The following is a 19,267-nucleotide window of genomic DNA, read 5'->3' on the forward strand; positions in this document are numbered from 1 at the left end:
CGTCGGCCCCCTGTGGTGCTGGTGCCGCGCAGCCTATTGGGGGGCCGTCGGCGGGCTACCGGCCGTCCCCGGTCGGGTACGTCGCGGTCCGGACGAACCGCACCTCGGCGGGCGGCACCTCGCGGCCCTCGTCGTCGACGAATCCGACGTGCACGGGCCGGCCGTCGGCGGTGCGGCGCAGGATGGTCGGGCCGGGCGGATAGGGGCGGTGCTCGTCGCCCCACTGCTGCAGCGCACCGAGCACCACCTGCAGCTCCGCGCCCGCCGGCGTGAGGTGGTAGCTGTCGCGGACGCGTGCCCCGGGCTCGCGGTAGGGCTGCTTCTCCAGCACACCCGCGTCGACGAGCGTGGCGAGCCGGTTGCTGAGCACGTCCGGCGCGATCCCGAGCACCGCGCGGAAGTCGGCGAACCGGGTGGTCCCCGAGAGCGCCTCCCGCAGGATCAGGAACGTCCAGCGCTCCCCCAGGACCTCGAGCGAGCGCGCGATCGAGCACGTCTGCTGCGTCACGGCCATGCCACGAGTCTACGCACCTGAGTTGGCATTTGCTATTCAGACTGCTAGCTTGGAATTACCTACTCAACTGCCGGGAGACACCGATGGAGATCCGGAACGCGGTCGCGCTGGTCACGGGGGCCAACCGGGGCCTGGGCCGACACCTCGCCGCCGACCTGCTGGAACGCGGCGCGAAGGTGTACGCGGCCGCCCGCAACCCCGGGGCGGTCGACCTGCCGGGCGCCGTCCCGCTGGCGCTCGACATCACCGACCCGGACGCCGTCGCGGCCGCCGTCGCCGCGGCGGGTGACGTCACCCTGCTGGTCAACAACGCAGGCAGCTCGACGGGCGCGGGCCTGCTCGACGGCGACCTCGCCGACATCCGGCTGGAGATGGAGACCCACTACTTCGGCACGCTCGGCATGGTCCGCGCCTTCGCCCCGGTCATCGAGGCGAACGGCGGCGGCGGCATCCTCGATGTCCTGTCGGTGCTGTCGTGGGTCCACCCGGTCCCGTCCGCCGCCTACACCGCGGCCAAGGCCGCGGCCTGGGCACTGACCGACGCGGTGCGCCTCGAGCTGGCCCCCAAGGGCATCGTGACGACGGCGCTGCACGTCGGCTACATGGACACCGACATGGCCGCCCACGTCGACGGCCCCAAGAGCGACCCGGTGATCGTGGCCAAGCAGGCGCTGGACGCCGTGGCCGCCGGCGAGTACGAGGTGCTCGCCGACGAGCTCAGCAACCGGGTGCGCGCCGGCCTGGCCGGTGGTGTGGCCGCGCTCTACCCGCAGCTCGCGGGCTGACCCGGGTCAGGGTCCCAGCAGCCGGGTCGCGGCGGCGACGAGCTCGGCCCGCCGCTGCGACCCGGTCTTGGCGAGCAGCCGTTCCACGTGCTTCTCCACGGTCCTCGGCGACAGGAAGAGCCGTTCCGCGATCTCACGGTTGCCGCAGCCCTCGGCGACGAGCAGCAGGACGTCGGTCTCGCGGCTCGTGACGCCCAGCGCGCGCAGCGGCTGCGGCACCTCGGCGTCGCCGCGGCCGCGCCGCGGTACCGCCACCCCGGCGCGGCGCATGATGCCGCGCAGGGCCGCCGCCGACCGGTCCAGCCCACGGGCCTCCAGCACCGGCAGGTCCTGAGCGGCCCACACCGCCGGGTCGCCCCAGCCGTCGGCCAGTGCCGCACCGGCGACGATCCGTCTGGCCTGCAGGCGGAACCAGCCCACGGGCACCGGTTCGCGCAGGATCGCGTCCGCGTCGTCGAAGGCCGCGACGGCGGCGCGCGCGTTCCCCGCCCGGCCCAGGACGACGGCGTCGGCGAACCGCGCCAGCCCCCGGTTCCAGCGGTTCGTGATCGGGTCGGGCGGCCCCGGGGGTCGGGCCGGGTCGAGCGCGGTGCGCACCAGCAGCCAGCAGCCGACGACCGGCGACCCGGTGACCTCGTTCGGCCGGGCCGCGAACGAGGCCATCGCCTCGTCGAGCAGCGCGAGGGCCCGGGTGTCGTCGGCGGCCGCGATGGCGCGGTAGGCGCGGGCGCCCGACACCTCGCCGCGCAGGTGGGTGTCGTCGGGCGCGAGTGCGAGCGCCTCGTCGAGCCAGGCGTCGGACGTCGCGCGGTCGGCGAGGTAGTCGTGGGCGACCGCGCCGAGCACGAGCCCCTTCGGCAGGGTCGCCAGCCGGAACCGGCGCGACGCCGCGATGCAGCGCTCCGCCGCCGCGACGGCGGCCTCGGCCTCCCACCGCGAGTTGTGGATCGCCGCCGCCTGCAGGTCGAGCACCGCGACGACGCCGACGTCGCCCAGCGCGGCGGCGCGCGCCCGTGCCTCGGAGAGCCGGTCGACGCGCAGGCTCTCCTGGACGTCCCCGATCGCGAGCTCCTCGGCCGCGCGCGCAGCTGCCACCGGTAGCCCCGCCGCCTCGGCCGTGCGCCGGGCCCGGGTGAACAGCTCCTCGGCCGCGGCCGGGTCGTCCCGACGGGCGATCCGGCCCAGCACCGTCAGCGCCGCGCACCGCACGTCCGGGGCCGCGTCCGCACCGTCGAGGGCCTCGTGGGCGAGCCGTCGGGCGTCGTCGAACCGCGAGTCGTCGAGCGCGACCCGGGCGCCGGTCGCCGCGATCTGCAACCGCAGCTCCGGGTCGGACGTGAGCCGCCGGGCCCGGTCGAGGTGCTGCTCGGCGGCGGCCCAGTCGCCCGCCGTCGTGTGGGCCTCGGCCAGCCGCAGCTCCGCCGTCGCGACCCGCGCCGCGGCGGCCCCGTCGGCGCGCAGGCGGTCGATCATCCGGGTCGTCACGACGACCGCCGCCGCGGTCTTGCCGGCGAGCACGAGCGTGCGGGACAGCAGCTCGTCGATCTCGGTGCTGTCCTCCCCGGCGAGCTCGCGCGCGCGTCCGAGCACCGACTCGGCCGACCCCAGCGCGCCGCGGGCAAGGTTGCGGCGCCCCGCCTCGACCAGCACGGCCGCGGCCCGGGCCGTGTCGCCACCGCGCAACGCCAGGTCGGCCGCGACGTCGCACCACGTCCCTTCCAGCCCCGGGTGCGCGGCCTCGACCGCCGTCAACGCCCGCCGTGCCAGCTCGGCCCGGTCGGGCGGCAGCATCGCGGCGAGCACGGCGTCGCGGCCGAGGGCATGGTGGAACCGGAACCCGTCGTCGCGGGTGGTCTCGACGATCCCGGCCCCCACCGCGGCGCGCAGGGCGTCCGCGACGTCGGCGTCCGGGAGGGCGGTGACCGCCGGCAGCAGCCGCCAGTCGAACCGCTCGCCCAGCACCGCGGCCGCGTCGAGGCACCGGCGGGCCGGCGCGGGGAGCGTCGCGACGCGGCCCGCGAGCAGGTCGGCGAGGCCGTCGGGGACGTGCGAGCCGGGGTCCTCCGCGGCGAGCAGCTCCTCGACGAACAGCGGGACGCCCCCGGCGCGACCGTCGAGGACGGCGGCGAGATCGGCGCCGACGTCGGCCCGGCAGGCCCGGGCCATCTCCGCGACCTCGTCGGCGTCGAGCGGGCCCAGCCGGTGCACGGTGGCCGCGCCTCGTGCTGCGAGCGACCTGACCAGCGCGGACGCCGGGCCGGGGTCGTCGCGGGTCGTCACGACGAGCAGCACGCGCTCCCCCGCCAGGTTGTCGGCGACGTACTCGAGCACCGCGAGGGTCTCCGCGTCCGACCAGTGCAGGTCCTCGATGACGAGCAACAGCCCGGTGTCGGCGGCGAGCGCCGCGAGCAGCCGCAGCACCGCCTCCCCCAGGACGACGAGCGAGTCGTCGGCGCGCTCGGCCTCCCGCCACTGCGGGACCAACCTGCCGAGTGCGGGACGGAACGGGGCCAGCGCGGGGTCGTCCGGCTCCGGACGACGGCGCAGCCCGCCGAGCAGGGCCTCGGCCAGCGGCCGGAACGCGGTGCCCGCGCCCGCCTCGACCGCGCGGCCGACGAGCACCGGCACCTGCCACGCGCGGGCAGCCGCCGCGGCCTCGCGCGCCAACCGGGACTTGCCGATCCCGGGCCTGCCGCTCAGCACGACCGTCGACCCGCGTGCCAGCCGCGCGGCCGCGAGCGACGAGCGCAGCGCGGTCAGCTCCGCCCGGCGGCCCACGATCGTGGGACACCGCACGGCCGCCATGACACGGAGCGTAGAACGGCCCTGGCCGCGGGGATACGTACCCGTACGGACGCAAAGTACGTGTCCGTCCCGATGGCCCGGGGCCGCGGGCGGGACAGGCTTCTCCCACGTCAGCAGGAGCGACCCGAGGAGACCGCGATGAGCTCGCCGACCACCACCCGTCCCTACCACCTCGCCGAGGGCGAGGGGCCCGCGCTGTGGCACCTGGGCGCGCTGCTCACCTTCAAGGCCACGAGCGCGAACACCGGGGGCCGGCTCTGGGCGCAGGAGGCCTACGGCGCGCGCGGCTACGCGCCGCCCGTCCACAAGCACACCCGCGAGGACGAGGCGTTCTACGTCCTCGACGGCGAGCTCACCCTCTACGTCGGCGACGACGTGATCGTCGCGCGGCCCGGCGACTTCGCCTGGGCGCCGCGCGACGTGCCGCACACGTTCTGCGTCGAGTCGGAGACCGCGAAGTTCCTCGCGTTCTCCACCGACGGCGGCATGGACAGGTTCTTCTTCGCGACGGGCGAGCCCGCCGGCGCGCTCACGCTCCCACCCCCGCCGCAGGGCCCACCGGACGTCGAGGCGCTCGTCGCGGCGATGGCGGAGTACGGCGTCGAGATGGTGGGCCCGCCCCCGTCGCCGCGGACCGGCGGCTGACCGTCGGTCCGCGGCGACGGTCAGCGGGTCAGCGGCTGAGTGCGGAGCTGTAGAGGGCGTCGAGGGCGGCCCAGTGCCGCTCCTCGGCGTCCTTGTCGTAGGTCGCGTTGTCCGGCACCGCGAACCCGTGCCCGGCCGGGTAGGTCTCGATCGTGTGCTCGACGCCCGCCTCGGTGAGAGCGGCGTCGAGCCGGTCGAACTGCTCCTGCGGGAACGACGCGTCGTCCTGCGCACCGGCGACGTAGACCTTCGCGCGGACGTTGCCCGCGAGCAGGTGCGGGCTCGTCGGGTCGTCGGCCGGCGCGAGCCTGCCGCCGTGGAACGACGCCGCGGCCGCGACCTTCTCGGGCAGGCTGCCCGCGACGAGCATCGAGATCCGGCCGCCCATGCAGTAGCCGGTGGTGCCCGCACCGTCGCCCGTCACCTCGGGCCGGGCCAGCAGGAAGTCGAGGTAGGCGCTCGCGTCGGCGACGATCCGCTCGTTGTCCAGGGTGCCCATGAGCTCGAACAGGCGCGCACGCTCCTCGGCGTCGCCGAAGACCGTCGCGAGGTCGAAGGGCGCGTACCCGGCGTTGCGGTAGTAGACGTCCGGTACCAGCGTCGCGTAGCCCAGCGACGCCAGCCGGTCGCCCATCCCGGAGAACGTCGGCCGCGCGCCGCCCGCGTCGGGGAACATGACCACCCCCGGCCAGGGCCCGTCGCCCTCGGGCAGGTGCAGGGTCGCGGCGGCCTCGCCGTCGGCGGTCGGGATCGTGACGTCCAGGCGCGGCATGTGGTGTCCCCCAGTCATCGAAGTCGGCGTCGACAGGGCCAGTTCTACTCCAGCCCCCGCCCGTGGCCCCAGTGCGTCGCGGCAAGAAAGGGGCGGGCGCCACGGACGGAACCGGGCGCCGGGCCAGGAAACACGCTCACGACCCGGCCGCTACCCGAGCGGCCCCGGCACGACCACCAGGTTGCGCCCGTCGGACCGAGCGCAACCTCACCGCTGCCCGACCGGCCCGACACGACAGCCAGGTTGCGGCCGGTCGTCGCCTCCGGGCGGACGCGCGCGGCCGAACGGATCTAGGCTCGACAGCGTGGGTGTGGACGCTGCCGGCAAGGCCGACATCAACTTCTACTTCGACCCGATCTGCCCCTTTGCGTGGATGACGAGCAAATGGGTTCGCATCGTGCAGGCACAGCGCGACTACACCGTCGACTGGCGGTTCATCGCGCTGCGCCTGGTCAACTCGCACATCGACTACGACAAGCACTTCCCCGAGGGGTACGACGCCCAGCACACCGCAGGTCTGCGGCTGCTGCGGGTCGCCGCCGCGGCCCGGGCCGCGCACGGACGCGACGCCGTCGGCCGGCTCTATGCCGCCTACGGTGCGCGCATCTTCGACACCGCGCCCGACGCGGGCCGGGAGCCGGGCTGGCAGGGCACCCCCGAGGTGGCGTCGGCCGCGCTCGCCGAGGCCGGGCTGCCGACGACACTGGCGGAGGCGCTCGACGACACCTCCTGGGACATGGAGCTGCAGGCCGAGACCGACGAGGCACTGTCGTTGACGGGCAAGGACGTCGGCACGCCGATCCTGCACTTCGAACCGCCGGAGGGGGTCGCCTTCTTCGGACCGGTGATCAGCCGGCTGCCCGACGAGGAGGGCGCCGCGGTGCTGTGGGACCACGTCGTCGGGCTGGCGCGCTTCCCCGGCTTCGCCGAGCTCAAGCGCAGCCTCCGCGAGCGTCCGCAGCTGCGGTCGTTCGGGATCACCGAGGCCGAGACCGGCAAGACCGAGGACTGGCACGGCGGGAGCCGCCGGCTCAAGAAGTAGCGCCGGGCTGCTCCTTCGTCAGGCGCAGGAGCCAGTCGCGGCCGGTGTGGACGAGCACGTAGCGGCGCGGTTCGCCGCGGCCGTGCAGGGTGAAGACGATGCGCCGCTCGTTGCGGTCGTGCTCCTCCCACCAGCCGGTGTCGGCGACGTCCTTGTCGGCGTCGGTGTAGTCGAGGTGGTCCATCGCGTGGTCGGGGACGGGTACCGCGAGTCGGTTGTCCGACGGGCCGACGGGCATCCCACGCGGGACGGCCCACGACCGCAGCACCCCGTTCTCCTCCAGCCGGAGGTCGAAGTGGTGCTGCGGCCGTCGGTGCTCGTGCAGCACGAAGGCCGGTCGATCCATACGCGGGCCTACCCCCACCTCATGAGCGGCTCACTCGGTGTGGTGCACCTCGGCCTGGCCGTAAACGGGCGTCGGGATGCCCTCCTTGCGCGCCTTGAGCTGCAGCGCCAGGTAGAGGGAGTAGTAGCGGGACAACGCGAGGTTGCCGCCGTGGAACCACAGCCCCTCCTGGGCCGTCGGCTTCCACATGTTGCGCAGCTCGCCCTCCCAGGGGCCGGGGTCCTTGGTCGTCCCCGACCCGAGCCCCCACACCTTGCCGACCTTGTCGGCCGTCTCCTGCCCGATGATGCCGGCGGCGAGCTGGTTCATCGAGCCGTAGCCCGTCGCGTAGACGACGAGGTCGGCGGGCAGCCGGGTGCCGTCGGCGAGCACGACCTCGTCCTCGGTCAGCTCGGTGACCTGCCCCTTGGCGAGCTTGATGTCGCCGTTGGCGACGAGCTCGCAGGCGCCGACGTCGATGTAGTAGCCCGATCCGCGGCGCAGGTACTTGAGGAACAGGCCGGAGTCGTCGTCGCCCCAGTCGAGGTCGAAGCCCGCCCGCTCGAGCCGGTCGTAGAACTCCTGGTCGCGCTCCTTGATCGCGGCGTACACGGGGATCTGGAACGTGTGCAGGATGCGGAACGGCAGCGAGGCGAAGATCGTGTCGGCCTTGAACGTCGTGACGCCCGCGGCGAGGGCACGCTCGGAGTAGAGGTCGCCGACGCCCAGGTCCATCAGCGAGTCCGACCGCACGATGTGGGTCGAGCTGCGCTGCACCATCGTCACGTCGGCCCCGGCCTCCCACAGCGCCGCGGCGATGTCGTGGGCCGAGTTGTTCGACCCGATGACGACCGCCCGCTTGCCCTTGTACCGGTCGGGGCCGGGGTGCGCCGAGGAGTGGTGCTGCTCGCCGCGGAACCGGTCGGCGCCCGGGATGTCGGGGACGACCGGCAGGCCGGACGCACCGAGGGCCAGCACGAGCTGCTTCGGCTGGAGCGTGACCTCCTCGCCCGCCCGGTCGACGACGACGGTCCAGGTCTTCGTGGCCTCGTCGTAGGTGGCGCTCTTCGCGGTGGTGGAACCCCAGTAGTTGAGCTCCATGACCCGCGTGTACATCTCGAGCCAGTCGCCGATCTTGTCCTTCGGCGAGAACACCGGCCAGTTGTCGGGGAACGGGATGTAGGGCAGGTGGTCGTACCAGACCGGGTCGTGCAGGGCGAGGGACTTGTAGCGCTTGCGCCAGGAGTCGCCGGGCCGCTCGTTGCGCTCGATGATGATCGTCGGGACGCCGAGCTGGCGCAGCCGCGCGCCGAGCGCGATACCGCCCTGCCCGCCGCCGACGATCACGACCTCGGGCTGCACCGTGTAGCCCAGCTCGGTGGCCTCCTGCTCCCGGCTCTCGGCCCAGGTGACGCGGTCGCGGAAGGCGCCGTGCTGCACGCCGTTCGACCGCCGCACGCCGGCGGGCTCCTCGTGACCCTTGAGCTCGTCGAGCGTCGTGAGCAGCGTGAACGCCTTGCCCTCGATGAGCCGCAACAGGCCGCTGCCCCTGCCGACCTTCGTCTCGAACGCGATCCACGCGGTGATCACGCCGTCGGCCTCGGCGGGCTCCTCGGTGGCGCGGAAGCCGGCGGGCTCGACGTCGTCGAGCGTGGCGCGCAACATGTCCGCGACGCCGGCGGGTCCTTCCACGGTGGTGATGTTCCACGTGAAGGAGACGATGTCGCGCCAGAAGCTCTCGTCGGCGAAGAGTGCTGCGGCGGCGTCGACGTCGCGCGCGGTGAGGGCCTTCTGGAACGCGGTGAGCCACTGGTCTGTCGCAGTGGCGGCGGGGCTGGCTGACAGCTCGACGGACTGGGTCACTCGTTGGCCTCCCTGCCAAGAGACGTCGTCGTCCGGGCCATTCAAACAGTGCGCGGCCGGGTGCGACACCTCGCCGGACGGGCAGGATCCGTCGTCGCCGGCGGTCGACCGACGTGGCTCGTCTGCCGGTTCACCCGCACCGGCCGGCACGACGGGCCGTTCCTGGGCGTGCCCCCGACCGGCGTCGAGATCGCCCTGCCCGGGATCACGGCCCTGCGATTCCGCGACGGGCGCTGCGTCGAACGATGGTCGGCGGCCGACATGCTGGGCGTCCTCGTCCAGGTCGGCGCCGTGCCCGCGCCCGTCTGAGGGTCGCCGGCCGGTACCGCCTGTCCCGCGGAGTGTCGTCCCGGCACCGTTGCCCGGCGCCGTGCGGGTGAGCATGCTGGTCCGTCCGCGCCGTGAGGACAGGAGCCCGGATGCCCGAGTTCGGCTACCCGCCCGCCAGCACGCCCGCCGTCGCGATGGTCGGCGGGAAGGGCCTCGTCCAGTACGACCTCTCCGAGTCCGAGTGGAACGCCGCCTTCGACCGGATGCGCGGCTCGAACTGGATGCTCGTCGACCTGGCCGTCGCGGCGGCGGGCAGCGCCACCCGCTACGCGGCCCGCTGGGAACGGCTGACCTCGCCGCGGCCGCGGTCGACGCGCTGGACGATCCCCTGGGCCGACTACCCGCGTGTGTACGAGACCGACCTGGCCGCAGGCTTCAGACCCGTCGTCGTGCGGCCCTACAACGTCGGCACCGAGCTGTGGGTCGCGGCGATCTGGGAGAAGGCGGCTCACCGCGGCCACCACTGGAAGCGCGGCGTGCCGGTGGCCGACCTCGCCGCGCACGTCGCGACGGTGCGGGCGGGCGGCGGGCGGATCGTCGACCTCGCCGCCTACACGCGCTACGACGCCGAGTCCGACACCTGGACGTCCTACGTGTCCTCGATCTGGATGGACGCTCCCGACGGGCACGAGTGGCAGGTGACCGGTCCGGAGGGCGGCAGCGCGTCCCAGGCAACGTTCGAGCGGTTGACGGCCGAGGGCTGGGCACCGGTCCAGGCCACCGCGTACAACCACGCCGACGGCTCGACCCGCCGGTTCCTGACGCGGTGGGAGCGCGACGCGGACCGCACGTTCGTCGCGCGGCGCTCGCTCGACACGGGCGGGTTCGGCGCCGAGCTCGCCGCCGACGCCGACCAGGCGCTGCGCCTCTCGACGTTCGGCGGCTACGCGGCCTACCGGGACGCCGCGGCGAGCCCGCGGTTCAGCCCCGTCCTGGTGCGGCGCGACCCCGGCACCGTCGTCCCGGGCCTGGTCGCGGAGTTCGCCAGGGACTACGACGTGCCGGCCGTGTCGCTCGCCGTCGCGCGGCACGGCCTGCTCTGCCACACCCACGGTCACGGCGACGCGGACGTCAGCACGGGCGCACCGGTCACGGGGTCCACGTCGTTCCGGATCGCGAGCGTGTCCAAACCGATCACGGCGACGGCGGTGATGAGGCTGGTCGACCGGGGCGAGTTGACGTTGCAGGACAAGCCGTTCGCGACCGGCGGGGTGCTCGCCGATCTCGCCACGTCCGCCTCCGACGCGCGGGTCCGCGACATCACCGTCGCGCACCTGCTGCGCCATCTCGCCGGAGGCTGGGCCCACGACGACCAGGACCCGATGTTCCGGCAGCCGGACCTGGACGCGACGAAGCTCGTCGCCTGGGTGCTGGAGAACCGGCGGCTCGACCACGCCCCCGGCGCGGCGTACGCCTACTCGAACTTCGGTTACTGCGTACTGGGCCGGGTGATCGAGCGGGTGACCGGCACGTCGTACCAGCAGCACGTCCGCGACGGCCTGCTCGCGGAGTGCGGCGTGACCGGCCTGCGGATCGCGGGGAACACCCTCGGGCAGCGGGCCCGCGACGAGGTCGTCTACTTCGACCAGGACGGCGACGATCCGTACGGCATGCAGGTGAGCCGGATGGACGCGCACGGGGGCTGGCGCGGAAACGTCGTCGACCTGGTGCGGTTCGGGGTCCGCGTCGACAGCCGGTCGATGTACCCGCAGGTGCTCGACCAGGAGTCGATCACGTGGATGACGATGCCCTCGGGCCTCGCGGGGTCGCACGGCTACGCGGCCGGGTGGGCCGTCGAGGAGGGCAACTGGTCGCACAACGGGAGCCTCCCGGGCACGAGCAGCCTGCTGACCCGGACCGACGACGGCTTCTGGTGCGCCGTCCTCGCGAACACCCGGCACGACGACCCCGACGACCCGTCCCGCGGCACGGCGGCCGGGCTGTCCACGCTCATGTCGACGATCCGCGACTGCGTCGATGTCTGGCCCCGCGGCCTCCTGCTCGGCCCGCTGTCTCCCGAGATGCCCGATTCTCCTTGACGTATTCCGATATGGGTATACGATCGGGTCATGGCACGGGCAGCGACCACCAGCGACGCGTTCAACGCGGTGGCCGAGCCGAGGCGGCGGGAGATTCTCGACCTCCTCGTGCGCGGCGAGCTCGCGGTGACCGACATCGTCGAGCGGCTGGGCGTGGCACAGCCGTTGGTGTCCAAGCACCTGCGGGTGCTGCGGGAGGTCGGCCTCGTCGAGGTTCGTGACGACGGGCGACGCCGGCTCTACCGGCTCGACGCCGTGCCGCTCAAGCCGATCCACGACTGGGTGCGCGGCTTCGAGCAGCTCTGGTCGGAGCGGTTCGACCGGATGGACGTCGTACTCGAGGAACTGATGGAGGCGGAGAAAGATGACGAACAACGCGACGGCGACGAGCCGGCACAGCGCGACCGTGACCCTGCAGGGCGACCGGAACATCGTGATCACCCGTGAGTTCGCCGCGCCGCGGCACCTCGTGTGGAAGGCCTACACCACGCCGGAGCTGATCAAGCGGTGGTGGTGCGGCGAGCGCGGCGAGGTGACCCTCGCCGAGGTCGACCTGCGGGTCGGCGGGACGTGGCGCTACGTGATGATCGCCGACGGCGGCTTCGAGGTCGGGTTCCACGGCGAGTACCGCGAGATCGAGACGAACGAGAAGCTCGTCATGACCGAGGTGTTCGAGGGGATGCCCGACGGCGAGGCACTCGACACCGTCACGTTCACCGAGGCCGACGGCCGGACGACGCTGACGATGCTCGTCGAGCACACCGTGCCCGAGCACCGCGACGCGCACATCGGCTCGGGGATGGAGGACGGCATGCAGGAGGCCATGGACCGCCTCGAGCAGGTCGCGGTCTCCCTCGCCTGAACGGTTCGGGGGCTACCCGGCGAGTCGCTTGGCGGGGTCGACGGGCGCGGCGCCGCCCGCGACGAGCGCGTCCGACCAGCGGTGGAGTTCCGCGGTGACCATCGGCAGGTCGTCGCCGATCGCGTCGACGACCGACTGCTGCATCGCGTCGGTCTGCTCCTCGAGACCGTGCCGGTAGTCCGACCCCGCGACGGTGAGACCGCCGGCGTCGTCGACGAGGCCGCGGGCGCGCAGCCTACCGACGGCCGCGTCCATCTTCTCGGCGCTCCAGCCGCGGGTCGCGGTGTACTCCAGCAGCGGGTAGCCGCAGTACAGCTCGGTGAGGACGTTCATCTCGACGGGATCGAGCCCTGCGACGGCGCAGACCGCGAGATGGGAGTCGCTACGGTGCTCGCGCAGCTGGTTGCAGGCGTGCACCAGCTTCGCGAGGACGTCGTCGGGCCAGGGCTCGGCGCGCAGGCCGGCGAACAGTGGCCGCGAGGTGGCGTCGGCGGCGTCCAGACCTCGGCGGAGCGCGTCGAGGACGGCGCCGGCCCGCGCGTCGAGGTCGTCCTCGTCCGCGAGGACGCGGCGCAGGGTCGCGCCTGGTGCGGTCGTGCGCACGCGCACGACGTCGGCACGGCTGATGGCCGCGAGGCCGGCCAGGTACTGCGGGGCGATCAGGTCGTAGGCGAAGACGCCCATCGCGGTCACCGCGACGAGCGGCGCGGGCTCCCCGAGCGGCGCGGTGCGCTGCCGGACGTAGGCGACGAAGAAGTCGTCGAGACCGTGCGCGGCATAGCCCTCCGCACTCTCCGCCGACCAGATCGCCTGCGTCGCAAGGGGTTCGAACGCGTCACGCAGTGCCCGGGCCGGGCCGGCGGCGGCTGTGGCGCGGGCCGCGGGGCGCTCGCGGTCGGGGGCGGCGAAGAACAGGTCGCGCATGGTCGCGTAGTCCACCGAGGGCACCTCTCCGTGCGGGTCGCCCTCGATCGTCGTGCACCGGCCGCGACCTCGCCACCGCGTCCCGGTCCGGCGCGTCCGTCCCGGCGCAGGCCCACAGGCTTGCCACCCCTTATGGCAAGTTGCCATACTGCAATCTGCATCAGGGGGTGACGTCGTGGAGCTGGGTCGCTCGGACCGGGATCTGCCGGCACTCACCGTGCTCGGCCTGCTCACCCTCGGGCCACGGCACACCTACGAGATGCACCGGATGATGATCGACTACCACAAGGACTTCGTCACCGGGCTTCCGCGCAGCATGTACCACGCCGTCGAACGGCTGCTGCGCGACGGGCACATCCGCGTCGTCGAGACCGTCCGCGAGGGGGGGCGCCCCGAACGCACGGTCTACGACCTCACCGACGACGGCCGTGCCTCGCTCGCCGCGCGCATCCGTCGGCTGCTCGCGGTACCGGACAACGACGCCGCCCTCTTCGTCGCAGCCCTGTCGTTCATCGGGTGCCTGCCGGTACCCGAAGCCGTCGACGCGCTGCACGAACGCCTCGGAGCGCTCGACGCGAGCCGCAGGACGGTGGCGCAGTCCCTCGACGCGACGCGCGGCGTCCTGCCGCGCATCCTGCTGGTCGAGGCGGAGTTCACACTGGCCCGCGTCACCGCCGAGCACGAGTTCGTCACGGGTCTCGTCGCCGATCTGGCCTCCGGCGCGCTCGATCCCACGGAGGTGGGCGACATGCCGAGCCGCCCCTGACGCACCGGGTGGCGGGCGCGGCAACGCCCGCCACCCGGGTGGAACCGCAGTACACCGCGGCCCCGGAACAGCACCGGCAAGCCTAGGGGGCATCCCCCAGCGCCGCGGTGGTTCTCCTTCGGCTCCCGAAAGGATCACCGATGTCCGCAGCACCACGAACTCCCGTCGAGATCGACGCGTCCGGCACCGACGCCGAGATCGTCGCCGTCCTCACCCGGCTCGCCGCCGCCTGGAGGGCCGCCGACGCCGCCGCCTACGGTGCCGAGTTCACCGAGGACGCGACCTACGTCGTGTTCAACGGCATCGTCCTGCGCGGTCGCGCCGCGATCGCCGACGCCCACGCCATGCTGTGGAAGGGACCGCTCGCGGGCTCCCGCATGGACCCGCCCCGGACCGAGGACCTCACCGTCCGCAGGCTGCGGCCCGACGTCGCGCACGTCGTCGTCGAAGCGGGGGGTGTGACCCTGGACGGGCAGCAGAGCGGGGCGACCGATCGCGCGTCGACCGTGTCGTTCGTGTTCGTCCACGACGACGACGTCTGGCGCATCGCCGCGTTCCAGAACACCCGTCGGACGCAGTGATCCGCTGACGGCGGCGCCGTGCCACGTCGGGTCGACGTCGTCGCCAGGCGGGTCATGACGTCCGTGGTGGCAAGCGTCGTCGCTCTCCGATCCGCGGGGATGGACCGGGGTTTCGACCACCGGCGGCCGCCCGCGCCCATGACGGGAACTACGTACTCCGCGGGCCAGGGGCGCCCGCGGCAGCCCGATCGTCTCGGCGCGCCGCACGGTCCACCCCGGCGAGCAGCCGCTGCACGCTGCGCCGCGAACGTCCGCCCGCCGCCGGGGCCCATGGTCAGCGGCAACGTCATCTGCGCCCGGACCCCGCCCCAGGCACGTCCACGCTCGCGGAACTCCGCCATGACGGCCTCGTCGGCGACGGCGGCGGGGACTCGCAGACCTGCATCGCGCGGATGTCCCCCGTCGCGGCGCAGTACCGCAGGAGGGGATGCCGCGTCGGCGCCACGTTCGTCGCGTGGTGCAGCATCTCGGCGCGGTAGGGCGCGAAGTACTCCGGCGGCCGGCCCTCGTCGACGCTCTCGCCGTCGAGGTCGTGCCCCCAGTACGAGCAGCCCGCGGCGGCGAGCATCTCGACGAGCAGCCATCCGATCCGCTCGGTCGGCAGCCGGGTGGTCGGCGCACGGAGCAGGTCGGCGACCAGGTCCGGCCAGTCCCCGTCGTCCCCCCGCGCGAGGGCCCCATCGCCGCCTCCCGGCGGGTCATCGTGCTCGCACGATGCGGACATCCGGCAGAAACGGCACCGAACGCACCCGGTCGACGGCGGCAGTCCGTCCCTAGGTGGCGCCGCCGCCGGCGGCGACGGCCAGGTCGGCCGCCAGCTCGGGATGGTGTCGCTCGGCGACCTCGGGGTGCGACCGGAACCAGCCCTTCAGGGCGTTGTCGCCGAAGCGCGGGAGCAGCGCGTTGTGCGCGGTCTCGGTGACACCGGGCGCGTGCGCCGCGAGCTCGGGTGTCAACGGGACGGCGTGCAGCGTCGCGTCGAGCCGCGGGGACCAGAAGAACCCGGCCGACTGCCGCGTCGTCCCGGGAGCGCACGGCAGGACGCGGTGGACCGTCGACACCAGGTAGCCGTGGGTCGCCACCTCGAGCATCTCGCCCACGTTGACGACGAGCGCGCCGTCGAGCGGCGGGACGTCGACCCATTCGGTCGCCCGCGGCGGGCGGGCCTGCAGGCCACCGGTCCCGTCCTGCAGCAGCAGGGTGAGGAAGCCCCAGTCGGCGTGCGGGCCGACGCCCTGGGCATCGGGACCGTCGGACTCCGAGCCGACATAGCGGATGAGCTTGCCGAACCAGTGCGGGGTGTCGGCGAAGGCGTCGTCGAACTGGTCCTCGGGCAGCCCGAGCGACGCCGCGACGGCCCGGGTCAGGTCGGTCGCGACGCGGCAGAGCAGGTCGGCCCAGGCCAGCACGACGGTCCGCAGCTGCGGCAGTGCCTCGTCGGGCCACTGGTTCGGGCCCTCGAGCAACCGGTACGGCGCGTCCCATTCGGTGCGCGGCCGGGCGGGCAGCTCAGGGCCGTAATCGAGCTGCTCACGGGCGTCGGGACGGCCGGCGGTGATCTCGTGGCCGAGCCGGGTGTAGCCGCGGAAGTGCGGGGACCGCCGGTTGTCGAGCGCGAGGCGCTGCTCGGGCGGGAGCTGGAAGAACCGCTGCACGACGGCGGCGAACTCCTCGACCTGGCCCGGAGCGGCGCCGTAGTCGGTGAGCTGCAGGAACCCGACCTCGTGCAGTGCGGCACGGAGGGCGTCGAGGAACTCCGGGTCGAAGGAACCGTCGGCGCGGCGCGCCCGGTCGAAGGCCAGCACCGGGATGTCCATGTCGTCGACACTAGGTCGGCCCCGGGGCCCCGGCCAGGGGCGGGCTCAGGCCGCCCGGTCGAGGCGGAGCGGGTCGCGCGCGGCGTCGGCGGCGAGCCTGCCCGCCCATCGCCTGCGCGCCGCGTCGAGGCGGTCGAGCGCCGGGACGAGGTCGGAGTCCGGCTCGGCGGCGACGGCACCGGCCAGCGTGTCCGGCCGGGCCTCGCGCAGCCGCGTCCCCAGCGGGCCGCACGCCGCGGCGAACCGCTCGTACCGCGCCGATCGGACGTCGCCGGCCAGCGGAATCGCCACGACGCGGGACAGCATGGTGGCACGGCCGAACGTCGTCGTGGCGTGCGCGACCAGCTCGGCGGCCTCGGCCGGGCGCCCGTCGCCGACGGCCAGCGTCGCCGCGCGCACGTCGTCGGCGAGGACGGTGAAGAGCATCTCCCGGGCCTGCAGGACGCGGACGAGCGCGTACCCGTCGTGGCCCGCCGTGACCGGATGGACGGTCCGGGCGAACCACGGCGCGGCGGGGCCGTCCGGGAACGCGGGCAGGTCCACGTCGGCGAGCCGGGTTCCGGTCGCGACGGCCACGAACCGCAGCGCGTGCCGGACCCGGCGCCGGCGCAGCGCCGGGTCACCGCCCTCGGCGGCGCGTTTGTGGGCGACGACGTCGGCGACCAGCAGGGTGGCCAGCCGCTCCGCGGAGAGCGCGGCCGCGGTCCGGACCCGCTCCAGCAGCGGCAGCCCGAGGTGCGTGTCGGACGCGGCGAGGACCCCGTCGAGGTAGTCGGCGAGGAACGGGTCGCGGGTGTCGTCCCGTTCGACGGCGAGCCGGGCGAGCAGCTCGGCCGGTAGACCGCCGGTCCCGAGCCTTCCCACGAGGTCGTGGAGCTCGGCCGGGTCGTTCCCGGGGTCGGTCTCCGGTTCGGCGTGCGGCATCGGGCACCGTCCGTTTCGTCGCAGTGGTCGTGTCTCACGCCCACGGTGGTCCGGTCGCGGCGCCGGATCGATCGGGCAGGCCCCCGCCGTCGGGGGGACAGCCCCACTCCGACCCCACGCTCCTCGTGAGTGGCGATGGTCGCCCGGACGACCATCGCCGCTCACGGGTCACGCGAAGCGCACGTCCACCGCCATCGGGCGGACCAGCGAGAGGTAGACCGGGCAGCGCTCGGTCCAGGCCCGGCGCATGGCGTCGACCCGGTCGACGGGACTCTGCGAGGAGACGGTGATCTCGATCGAGATGCCGGTCAGCTCGGGATCGGTGCCGTCGACGCCCAGCAGCGCGGCGAGGCTGCTCTCGCAGCGCGCGGTGGCCGACAGCTCGTCGATCTCGACGCCGAACTGGGGCGCGAGCGTCGAGGAGATGAACGTGACCGCGCAACCGGCCAGCGCGCCGAGCAGGTAGGCCGTCGGGCTCGGCGCCGCGCCCCCGCCGCCGACCGCGGGCGGCAGGTCGCACTCGAAGTTGAAGGGGCCGGTGGACAGCCGGGTGTGTCCGTTGGCGGCGGTCGCGGTGACGGCGGGCGTGATGCGGCCGGTGCCGGGGTCGGCGGTGAACTTCTCGACGGACTCGGTGAGGACCGACATTCGGGATACCCCCTGGTGAGATGCGGTGTGAACGCGTCCGACGCTAGGGGCGCGGCGGGCGGGGCGGATGCGCGTCAGCACGCAATCCGGTGGCCGGCCGGGGTCGCGTACGCGTAGGTCAGCGCGCGGCGAGCAGCGCGGCGACCGCGGCGGCGCGCGCGGAGCGACCCGAGACACCGAGCTTCAGGTAGACGTTCTGCAGGTGCCGCTCCACCGTCCGCGGGCTGAGGCTCAGCGCGGCGGCGATGGCGTCGTTGTCGTTCCCGGCAGCCGCGAGCCGCAGGACGTCGCGCTCGCGCGCCGTGAGCGTCCGGACGGCCTCCGCCACGTCGGGACGCGCGGGGGCGGGCGCGACGAAGTCCGTCACCTCGCGCAGGAAGATCGGCCACGCGGGTTCGTCGGCGAGCAGGATGTGGTTCTCGCTCTCCAGCGCGACGAGCCGGGCGCCTGGGATGCTCGCGGCCAGCTCGCGGGCGTCGGCGAAGTCGGTGAGCCGGTCGCCGCGGGACTGGATCACCAGCGTCGGCAGGTCCAGGCCGGGCAGCAGGGGACGGACGTCGACGTCGTAGCGGGCGCGGCGCGCGGCGACGCAGTTCTCGGCGGAGGTCGCCATCTTCTGCAGGTCGTCGAGCCAGGCCATTTGTTCGGGCGTCGCGCCGGGGATCATCAGGCTGGTGAACACCCGCCGGAACTCGCTCTCCGGGCGGGCCCAGCCGACGCGGATCAGGTGCAGGAACGCCTCCTCCATCTCGGCGTCCTGCTCGTCGACGATCGTCGCGGGGCTGCAGCTGGACAGGATCAGCCGGTCGACGCGCTCGGGATGGCGCGCGACGTAGGCGATGGCGACCGGACCGCCCTGGGCCATGCCCAGCAACGTGAACCGGTCGAACCCGGCGTCGTCGACGACCGCCTCCAGGTCGGCGATGCGGGCCTCGAACGAGAAGTCGTCGACGTCCCAGTCCGACAAGCCGAACCCGCGCTCGTCGTAGCGCAGGGTGGTCGTGGACCGGCCGAGTCCTTCGACGAAGTGCCGCCACACCGGGCTCTGCCAGTCGTACTGCAGGTGCGAGAGCCAGCACGTGTTGATGACCAGCGGCGGCCCCTCGCCGTAGCGGGCGTGGGCGATCTTCACGCCGTCGGGGGAACGGCAGAAGCGCACCTGCTGCGGGGCCGGCGCGACGCTCATCGGTGGAAAGCTACCCGGATCCGGATGATTCGGACGAGTCTCCGCGGGCGCACGACGGACCCCGCGGTCAGGCGGTGTCCGCGCGACGCAGCAGCGTCGGGCGCGCACGTCCCTCGCGCCGCGGGGACAGCACGGCGCGGCGCGCCCGCCACGACAGCAGCGAGCGGTCCGACATCCCGCTGAGGATCGACGCGACGCTGAGGAACGACGCCACCGACATGACCGAGAGGAACGAGCCGGCCGAGCCGATGGACAGGATCGAGCCCGTCGAACCGATCGACAGGATCGACCCGCTGCTGCCGATGGACAGGATCGAGCCCGTGCTGCCGATCGAGAGCAGCGACCCGTCGCGTTCACCCATCCCCGGAGTGTGCCGCGCCGCGGCCGGGTGGATCCAGCCCGAGAAGTCCCGCCACGCGGCATATGTCGACGGCGCCTT

21 protein-coding genes are annotated in these 19,267 nt (G+C 73.8%); 9 read left to right on the forward strand and 12 right to left on the reverse strand.

The window, feature by feature from the left end; genetic code table 11:
- Nucleotides 1-55: 55 nt before the first annotated feature.
- On the reverse strand, nucleotides 56-514 hold the full coding sequence (locus PSED_RS31580; RefSeq protein ID WP_013678283.1) for a winged helix-turn-helix transcriptional regulator: 459 nt from the start codon (nucleotides 512-514) through the stop codon (nucleotides 56-58).
- 83 nt (nucleotides 515-597) lie between these two features.
- Between PSED_RS31580 and PSED_RS31585 the strand changes: the two genes are divergently transcribed.
- Entirely contained in the window at nucleotides 598-1,299 is a 702-nt protein-coding gene (locus PSED_RS31585; protein WP_013678284.1) for an SDR family oxidoreductase, read from the forward strand.
- A gap of 6 nt (nucleotides 1,300-1,305) precedes the next feature.
- Here the strand turns inward: PSED_RS31585 and PSED_RS31590 are convergent, their stop codons facing one another.
- Nucleotides 1,306-4,104: an ATP-binding protein gene (locus PSED_RS31590; RefSeq protein WP_013678285.1), complete on the reverse strand. Its 2,799-nt coding sequence runs from the start codon at nucleotides 4,102-4,104 to the stop codon at nucleotides 1,306-1,308.
- Between the two features lie 138 nt (nucleotides 4,105-4,242).
- On the opposite strand from PSED_RS31590, the gene PSED_RS31595 reads away from it, so the two are divergent.
- The gene (locus PSED_RS31595; protein WP_013678286.1) at nucleotides 4,243-4,749 is read left to right on the forward strand and encodes a quercetin 2,3-dioxygenase; all 507 of its coding nucleotides are present in this window, start codon (nucleotides 4,243-4,245) and stop codon (nucleotides 4,747-4,749) included.
- A gap of 28 nt (nucleotides 4,750-4,777) precedes the next feature.
- On the opposite strand, the gene PSED_RS31600 is transcribed toward PSED_RS31595, so the two are convergent.
- Nucleotides 4,778-5,521: a dienelactone hydrolase family protein gene (locus tag PSED_RS31600; protein ID WP_013678287.1), complete on the reverse strand. Its 744-nt coding sequence runs from the start codon at nucleotides 5,519-5,521 to the stop codon at nucleotides 4,778-4,780.
- A gap of 304 nt (nucleotides 5,522-5,825) precedes the next feature.
- On the opposite strand from PSED_RS31600, the gene PSED_RS31605 reads away from it, so the two are divergent.
- Nucleotides 5,826-6,563 (forward strand): mycothiol-dependent nitroreductase Rv2466c family protein, encoded by a 738-nt coding sequence (locus tag PSED_RS31605; protein ID WP_013678288.1) that lies wholly within the window; start codon nucleotides 5,826-5,828, stop codon nucleotides 6,561-6,563.
- Here PSED_RS31605 and PSED_RS31610 read toward each other — a convergent pair.
- Nucleotides 6,553-6,909 (reverse strand): DNA polymerase ligase N-terminal domain-containing protein, encoded by a 357-nt coding sequence (locus PSED_RS31610; protein WP_013678289.1) that lies wholly within the window; start codon nucleotides 6,907-6,909, stop codon nucleotides 6,553-6,555. The two genes, PSED_RS31605 and PSED_RS31610, sit on opposite strands and share 11 nt — an antisense overlap.
- A gap of 30 nt (nucleotides 6,910-6,939) precedes the next feature.
- Entirely contained in the window at nucleotides 6,940-8,751 is a 1,812-nt protein-coding gene (locus PSED_RS31615; RefSeq protein WP_013678290.1) for an NAD(P)/FAD-dependent oxidoreductase, read from the reverse strand.
- 3 nt (nucleotides 8,752-8,754) lie between these two features.
- On the opposite strand from PSED_RS31615, the gene PSED_RS31620 reads away from it, so the two are divergent.
- The 4 genes from PSED_RS31620 to PSED_RS31635 all read left to right on the forward strand — a co-directional run bounded on the left by PSED_RS31620 (nucleotide 8,755) and on the right by PSED_RS31635 (nucleotide 11,982).
- Nucleotides 8,755-9,060, forward strand: a complete 306-nt coding sequence (locus tag PSED_RS31620) for an ester cyclase (RefSeq protein WP_233899220.1) — start codon at nucleotides 8,755-8,757, stop codon at nucleotides 9,058-9,060.
- 110 nt (nucleotides 9,061-9,170) lie between these two features.
- Nucleotides 9,171-11,120 carry a serine hydrolase gene (locus PSED_RS31625; protein ID WP_013678291.1) on the forward strand — a complete coding sequence of 650 codons (1,950 nt, stop codon included), beginning with the start codon at nucleotides 9,171-9,173 and terminating at the stop codon, nucleotides 11,118-11,120.
- A gap of 30 nt (nucleotides 11,121-11,150) precedes the next feature.
- Nucleotides 11,151-11,567, forward strand: a complete 417-nt coding sequence (locus tag PSED_RS31630; protein WP_013678292.1) for an ArsR/SmtB family transcription factor — start codon at nucleotides 11,151-11,153, stop codon at nucleotides 11,565-11,567.
- On the forward strand, nucleotides 11,485-11,982 hold the full coding sequence (locus PSED_RS31635; protein WP_013678293.1) for an SRPBCC family protein: 498 nt from the start codon (nucleotides 11,485-11,487) through the stop codon (nucleotides 11,980-11,982). Before PSED_RS31630 ends, PSED_RS31635 begins: the two co-directional genes overlap by 83 nt.
- Nucleotides 11,983-11,994: 12 nt before the next feature.
- On the opposite strand, the gene PSED_RS31640 is transcribed toward PSED_RS31635, so the two are convergent.
- Nucleotides 11,995-12,921, reverse strand: coding sequence for an SCO6745 family protein (locus tag PSED_RS31640; protein ID WP_049803551.1), 927 nt, complete (start codon nucleotides 12,919-12,921; stop codon nucleotides 11,995-11,997).
- A 160-nt stretch (nucleotides 12,922-13,081) separates the two neighbouring features.
- Between PSED_RS31640 and PSED_RS31645 the strand changes: the two genes are divergently transcribed.
- On the forward strand, nucleotides 13,082-13,672 hold the full coding sequence (locus PSED_RS31645) for a PadR family transcriptional regulator (protein WP_013678295.1): 591 nt from the start codon (nucleotides 13,082-13,084) through the stop codon (nucleotides 13,670-13,672).
- A gap of 140 nt (nucleotides 13,673-13,812) precedes the next feature.
- Nucleotides 13,813-14,253, forward strand: a complete 441-nt coding sequence (locus PSED_RS31650; RefSeq protein ID WP_013678296.1) for an SgcJ/EcaC family oxidoreductase — start codon at nucleotides 13,813-13,815, stop codon at nucleotides 14,251-14,253.
- A 286-nt stretch (nucleotides 14,254-14,539) separates the two neighbouring features.
- On the opposite strand, the gene PSED_RS31655 is transcribed toward PSED_RS31650, so the two are convergent.
- From PSED_RS31655 to PSED_RS31680, 6 genes are all read right to left on the reverse strand, one after another.
- A complete protein-coding gene (locus PSED_RS31655; RefSeq protein ID WP_013678297.1) occupies nucleotides 14,540-14,977 on the reverse strand; it encodes a hypothetical protein in 438 nt (145 codons plus the stop codon).
- 49 nt (nucleotides 14,978-15,026) lie between these two features.
- The gene (locus PSED_RS31660; RefSeq protein ID WP_013678298.1) at nucleotides 15,027-16,070 is read right to left on the reverse strand and encodes an isopenicillin N synthase family dioxygenase; all 1,044 of its coding nucleotides are present in this window, start codon (nucleotides 16,068-16,070) and stop codon (nucleotides 15,027-15,029) included.
- 45 nt (nucleotides 16,071-16,115) lie between these two features.
- Nucleotides 16,116-16,994, reverse strand: a complete 879-nt coding sequence (locus PSED_RS31665) for a hypothetical protein (protein WP_013678299.1) — start codon at nucleotides 16,992-16,994, stop codon at nucleotides 16,116-16,118.
- 168 nt (nucleotides 16,995-17,162) lie between these two features.
- Nucleotides 17,163-17,642 (reverse strand): OsmC family protein, encoded by a 480-nt coding sequence (locus PSED_RS31670; RefSeq protein ID WP_013678300.1) that lies wholly within the window; start codon nucleotides 17,640-17,642, stop codon nucleotides 17,163-17,165.
- Between the two features lie 118 nt (nucleotides 17,643-17,760).
- Complete coding sequence (locus PSED_RS31675) at nucleotides 17,761-18,828, reverse strand: alpha/beta fold hydrolase (RefSeq protein WP_013678301.1); 1,068 nt, start codon at nucleotides 18,826-18,828, stop codon at nucleotides 17,761-17,763.
- Between the two features lie 67 nt (nucleotides 18,829-18,895).
- Complete coding sequence (locus PSED_RS31680; RefSeq protein ID WP_049803552.1) at nucleotides 18,896-19,189, reverse strand: hypothetical protein; 294 nt, start codon at nucleotides 19,187-19,189, stop codon at nucleotides 18,896-18,898.
- Nucleotides 19,190-19,267: the final 78 nt, after the last annotated feature.

The sequence above is a fragment of the Pseudonocardia benzenivorans CB1190 genome (genome assembly GCF_000196675.2).
Lineage (GTDB): Bacteria > Actinomycetota > Actinomycetes > Mycobacteriales > Pseudonocardiaceae > Pseudonocardia > Pseudonocardia benzenivorans.

Bases quoted from the DNA above. Each gene is read 5' to 3' on its own strand.
- PSED_RS31635 (WP_013678293.1), top strand. From the start codon at position 11,485: ATGACGAACAACGCGACGGCGACGAGCCGGCACAGCGCGACCGTGACC.
- PSED_RS31630 (WP_013678292.1), top strand. From the start codon at position 11,151: ATGGCACGGGCAGCGACCACCAGCGACGCGTTCAACGCGGTGGCCGAG.
- PSED_RS31650 (WP_013678296.1), top strand. From the start codon at position 13,813: ATGTCCGCAGCACCACGAACTCCCGTCGAGATCGACGCGTCCGGCACC.
- PSED_RS31625 (WP_013678291.1), top strand. From the start codon at position 9,171: ATGCCCGAGTTCGGCTACCCGCCCGCCAGCACGCCCGCCGTCGCGATG.
- PSED_RS31670 (WP_013678300.1), bottom strand. From the start codon at position 17,642: ATGTCGGTCCTCACCGAGTCCGTCGAGAAGTTCACCGCCGACCCCGGC.
- PSED_RS31595 (WP_013678286.1), top strand. From the start codon at position 4,243: ATGAGCTCGCCGACCACCACCCGTCCCTACCACCTCGCCGAGGGCGAG.
- PSED_RS31655 (WP_013678297.1), bottom strand. From the start codon at position 14,977: ATGTCCGCATCGTGCGAGCACGATGACCCGCCGGGAGGCGGCGATGGG.
- PSED_RS31610 (WP_013678289.1), bottom strand. From the start codon at position 6,909: ATGGATCGACCGGCCTTCGTGCTGCACGAGCACCGACGGCCGCAGCAC.
- PSED_RS31590 (WP_013678285.1), bottom strand. From the start codon at position 4,104: ATGGCGGCCGTGCGGTGTCCCACGATCGTGGGCCGCCGGGCGGAGCTG.
- PSED_RS31675 (WP_013678301.1), bottom strand. From the start codon at position 18,828: ATGAGCGTCGCGCCGGCCCCGCAGCAGGTGCGCTTCTGCCGTTCCCCC.
- PSED_RS31585 (WP_013678284.1), top strand. From the start codon at position 598: ATGGAGATCCGGAACGCGGTCGCGCTGGTCACGGGGGCCAACCGGGGC.
- PSED_RS31600 (WP_013678287.1), bottom strand. From the start codon at position 5,521: ATGCCGCGCCTGGACGTCACGATCCCGACCGCCGACGGCGAGGCCGCC.
- PSED_RS31580 (WP_013678283.1), bottom strand. From the start codon at position 514: ATGGCCGTGACGCAGCAGACGTGCTCGATCGCGCGCTCGCTCGAGGTC.
- PSED_RS31665 (WP_013678299.1), bottom strand. From the start codon at position 16,994: ATGCCGCACGCCGAACCGGAGACCGACCCCGGGAACGACCCGGCCGAG.
- PSED_RS31660 (WP_013678298.1), bottom strand. From the start codon at position 16,070: ATGGACATCCCGGTGCTGGCCTTCGACCGGGCGCGCCGCGCCGACGGT.
- PSED_RS31680 (WP_049803552.1), bottom strand. From the start codon at position 19,189: ATGGGTGAACGCGACGGGTCGCTGCTCTCGATCGGCAGCACGGGCTCG.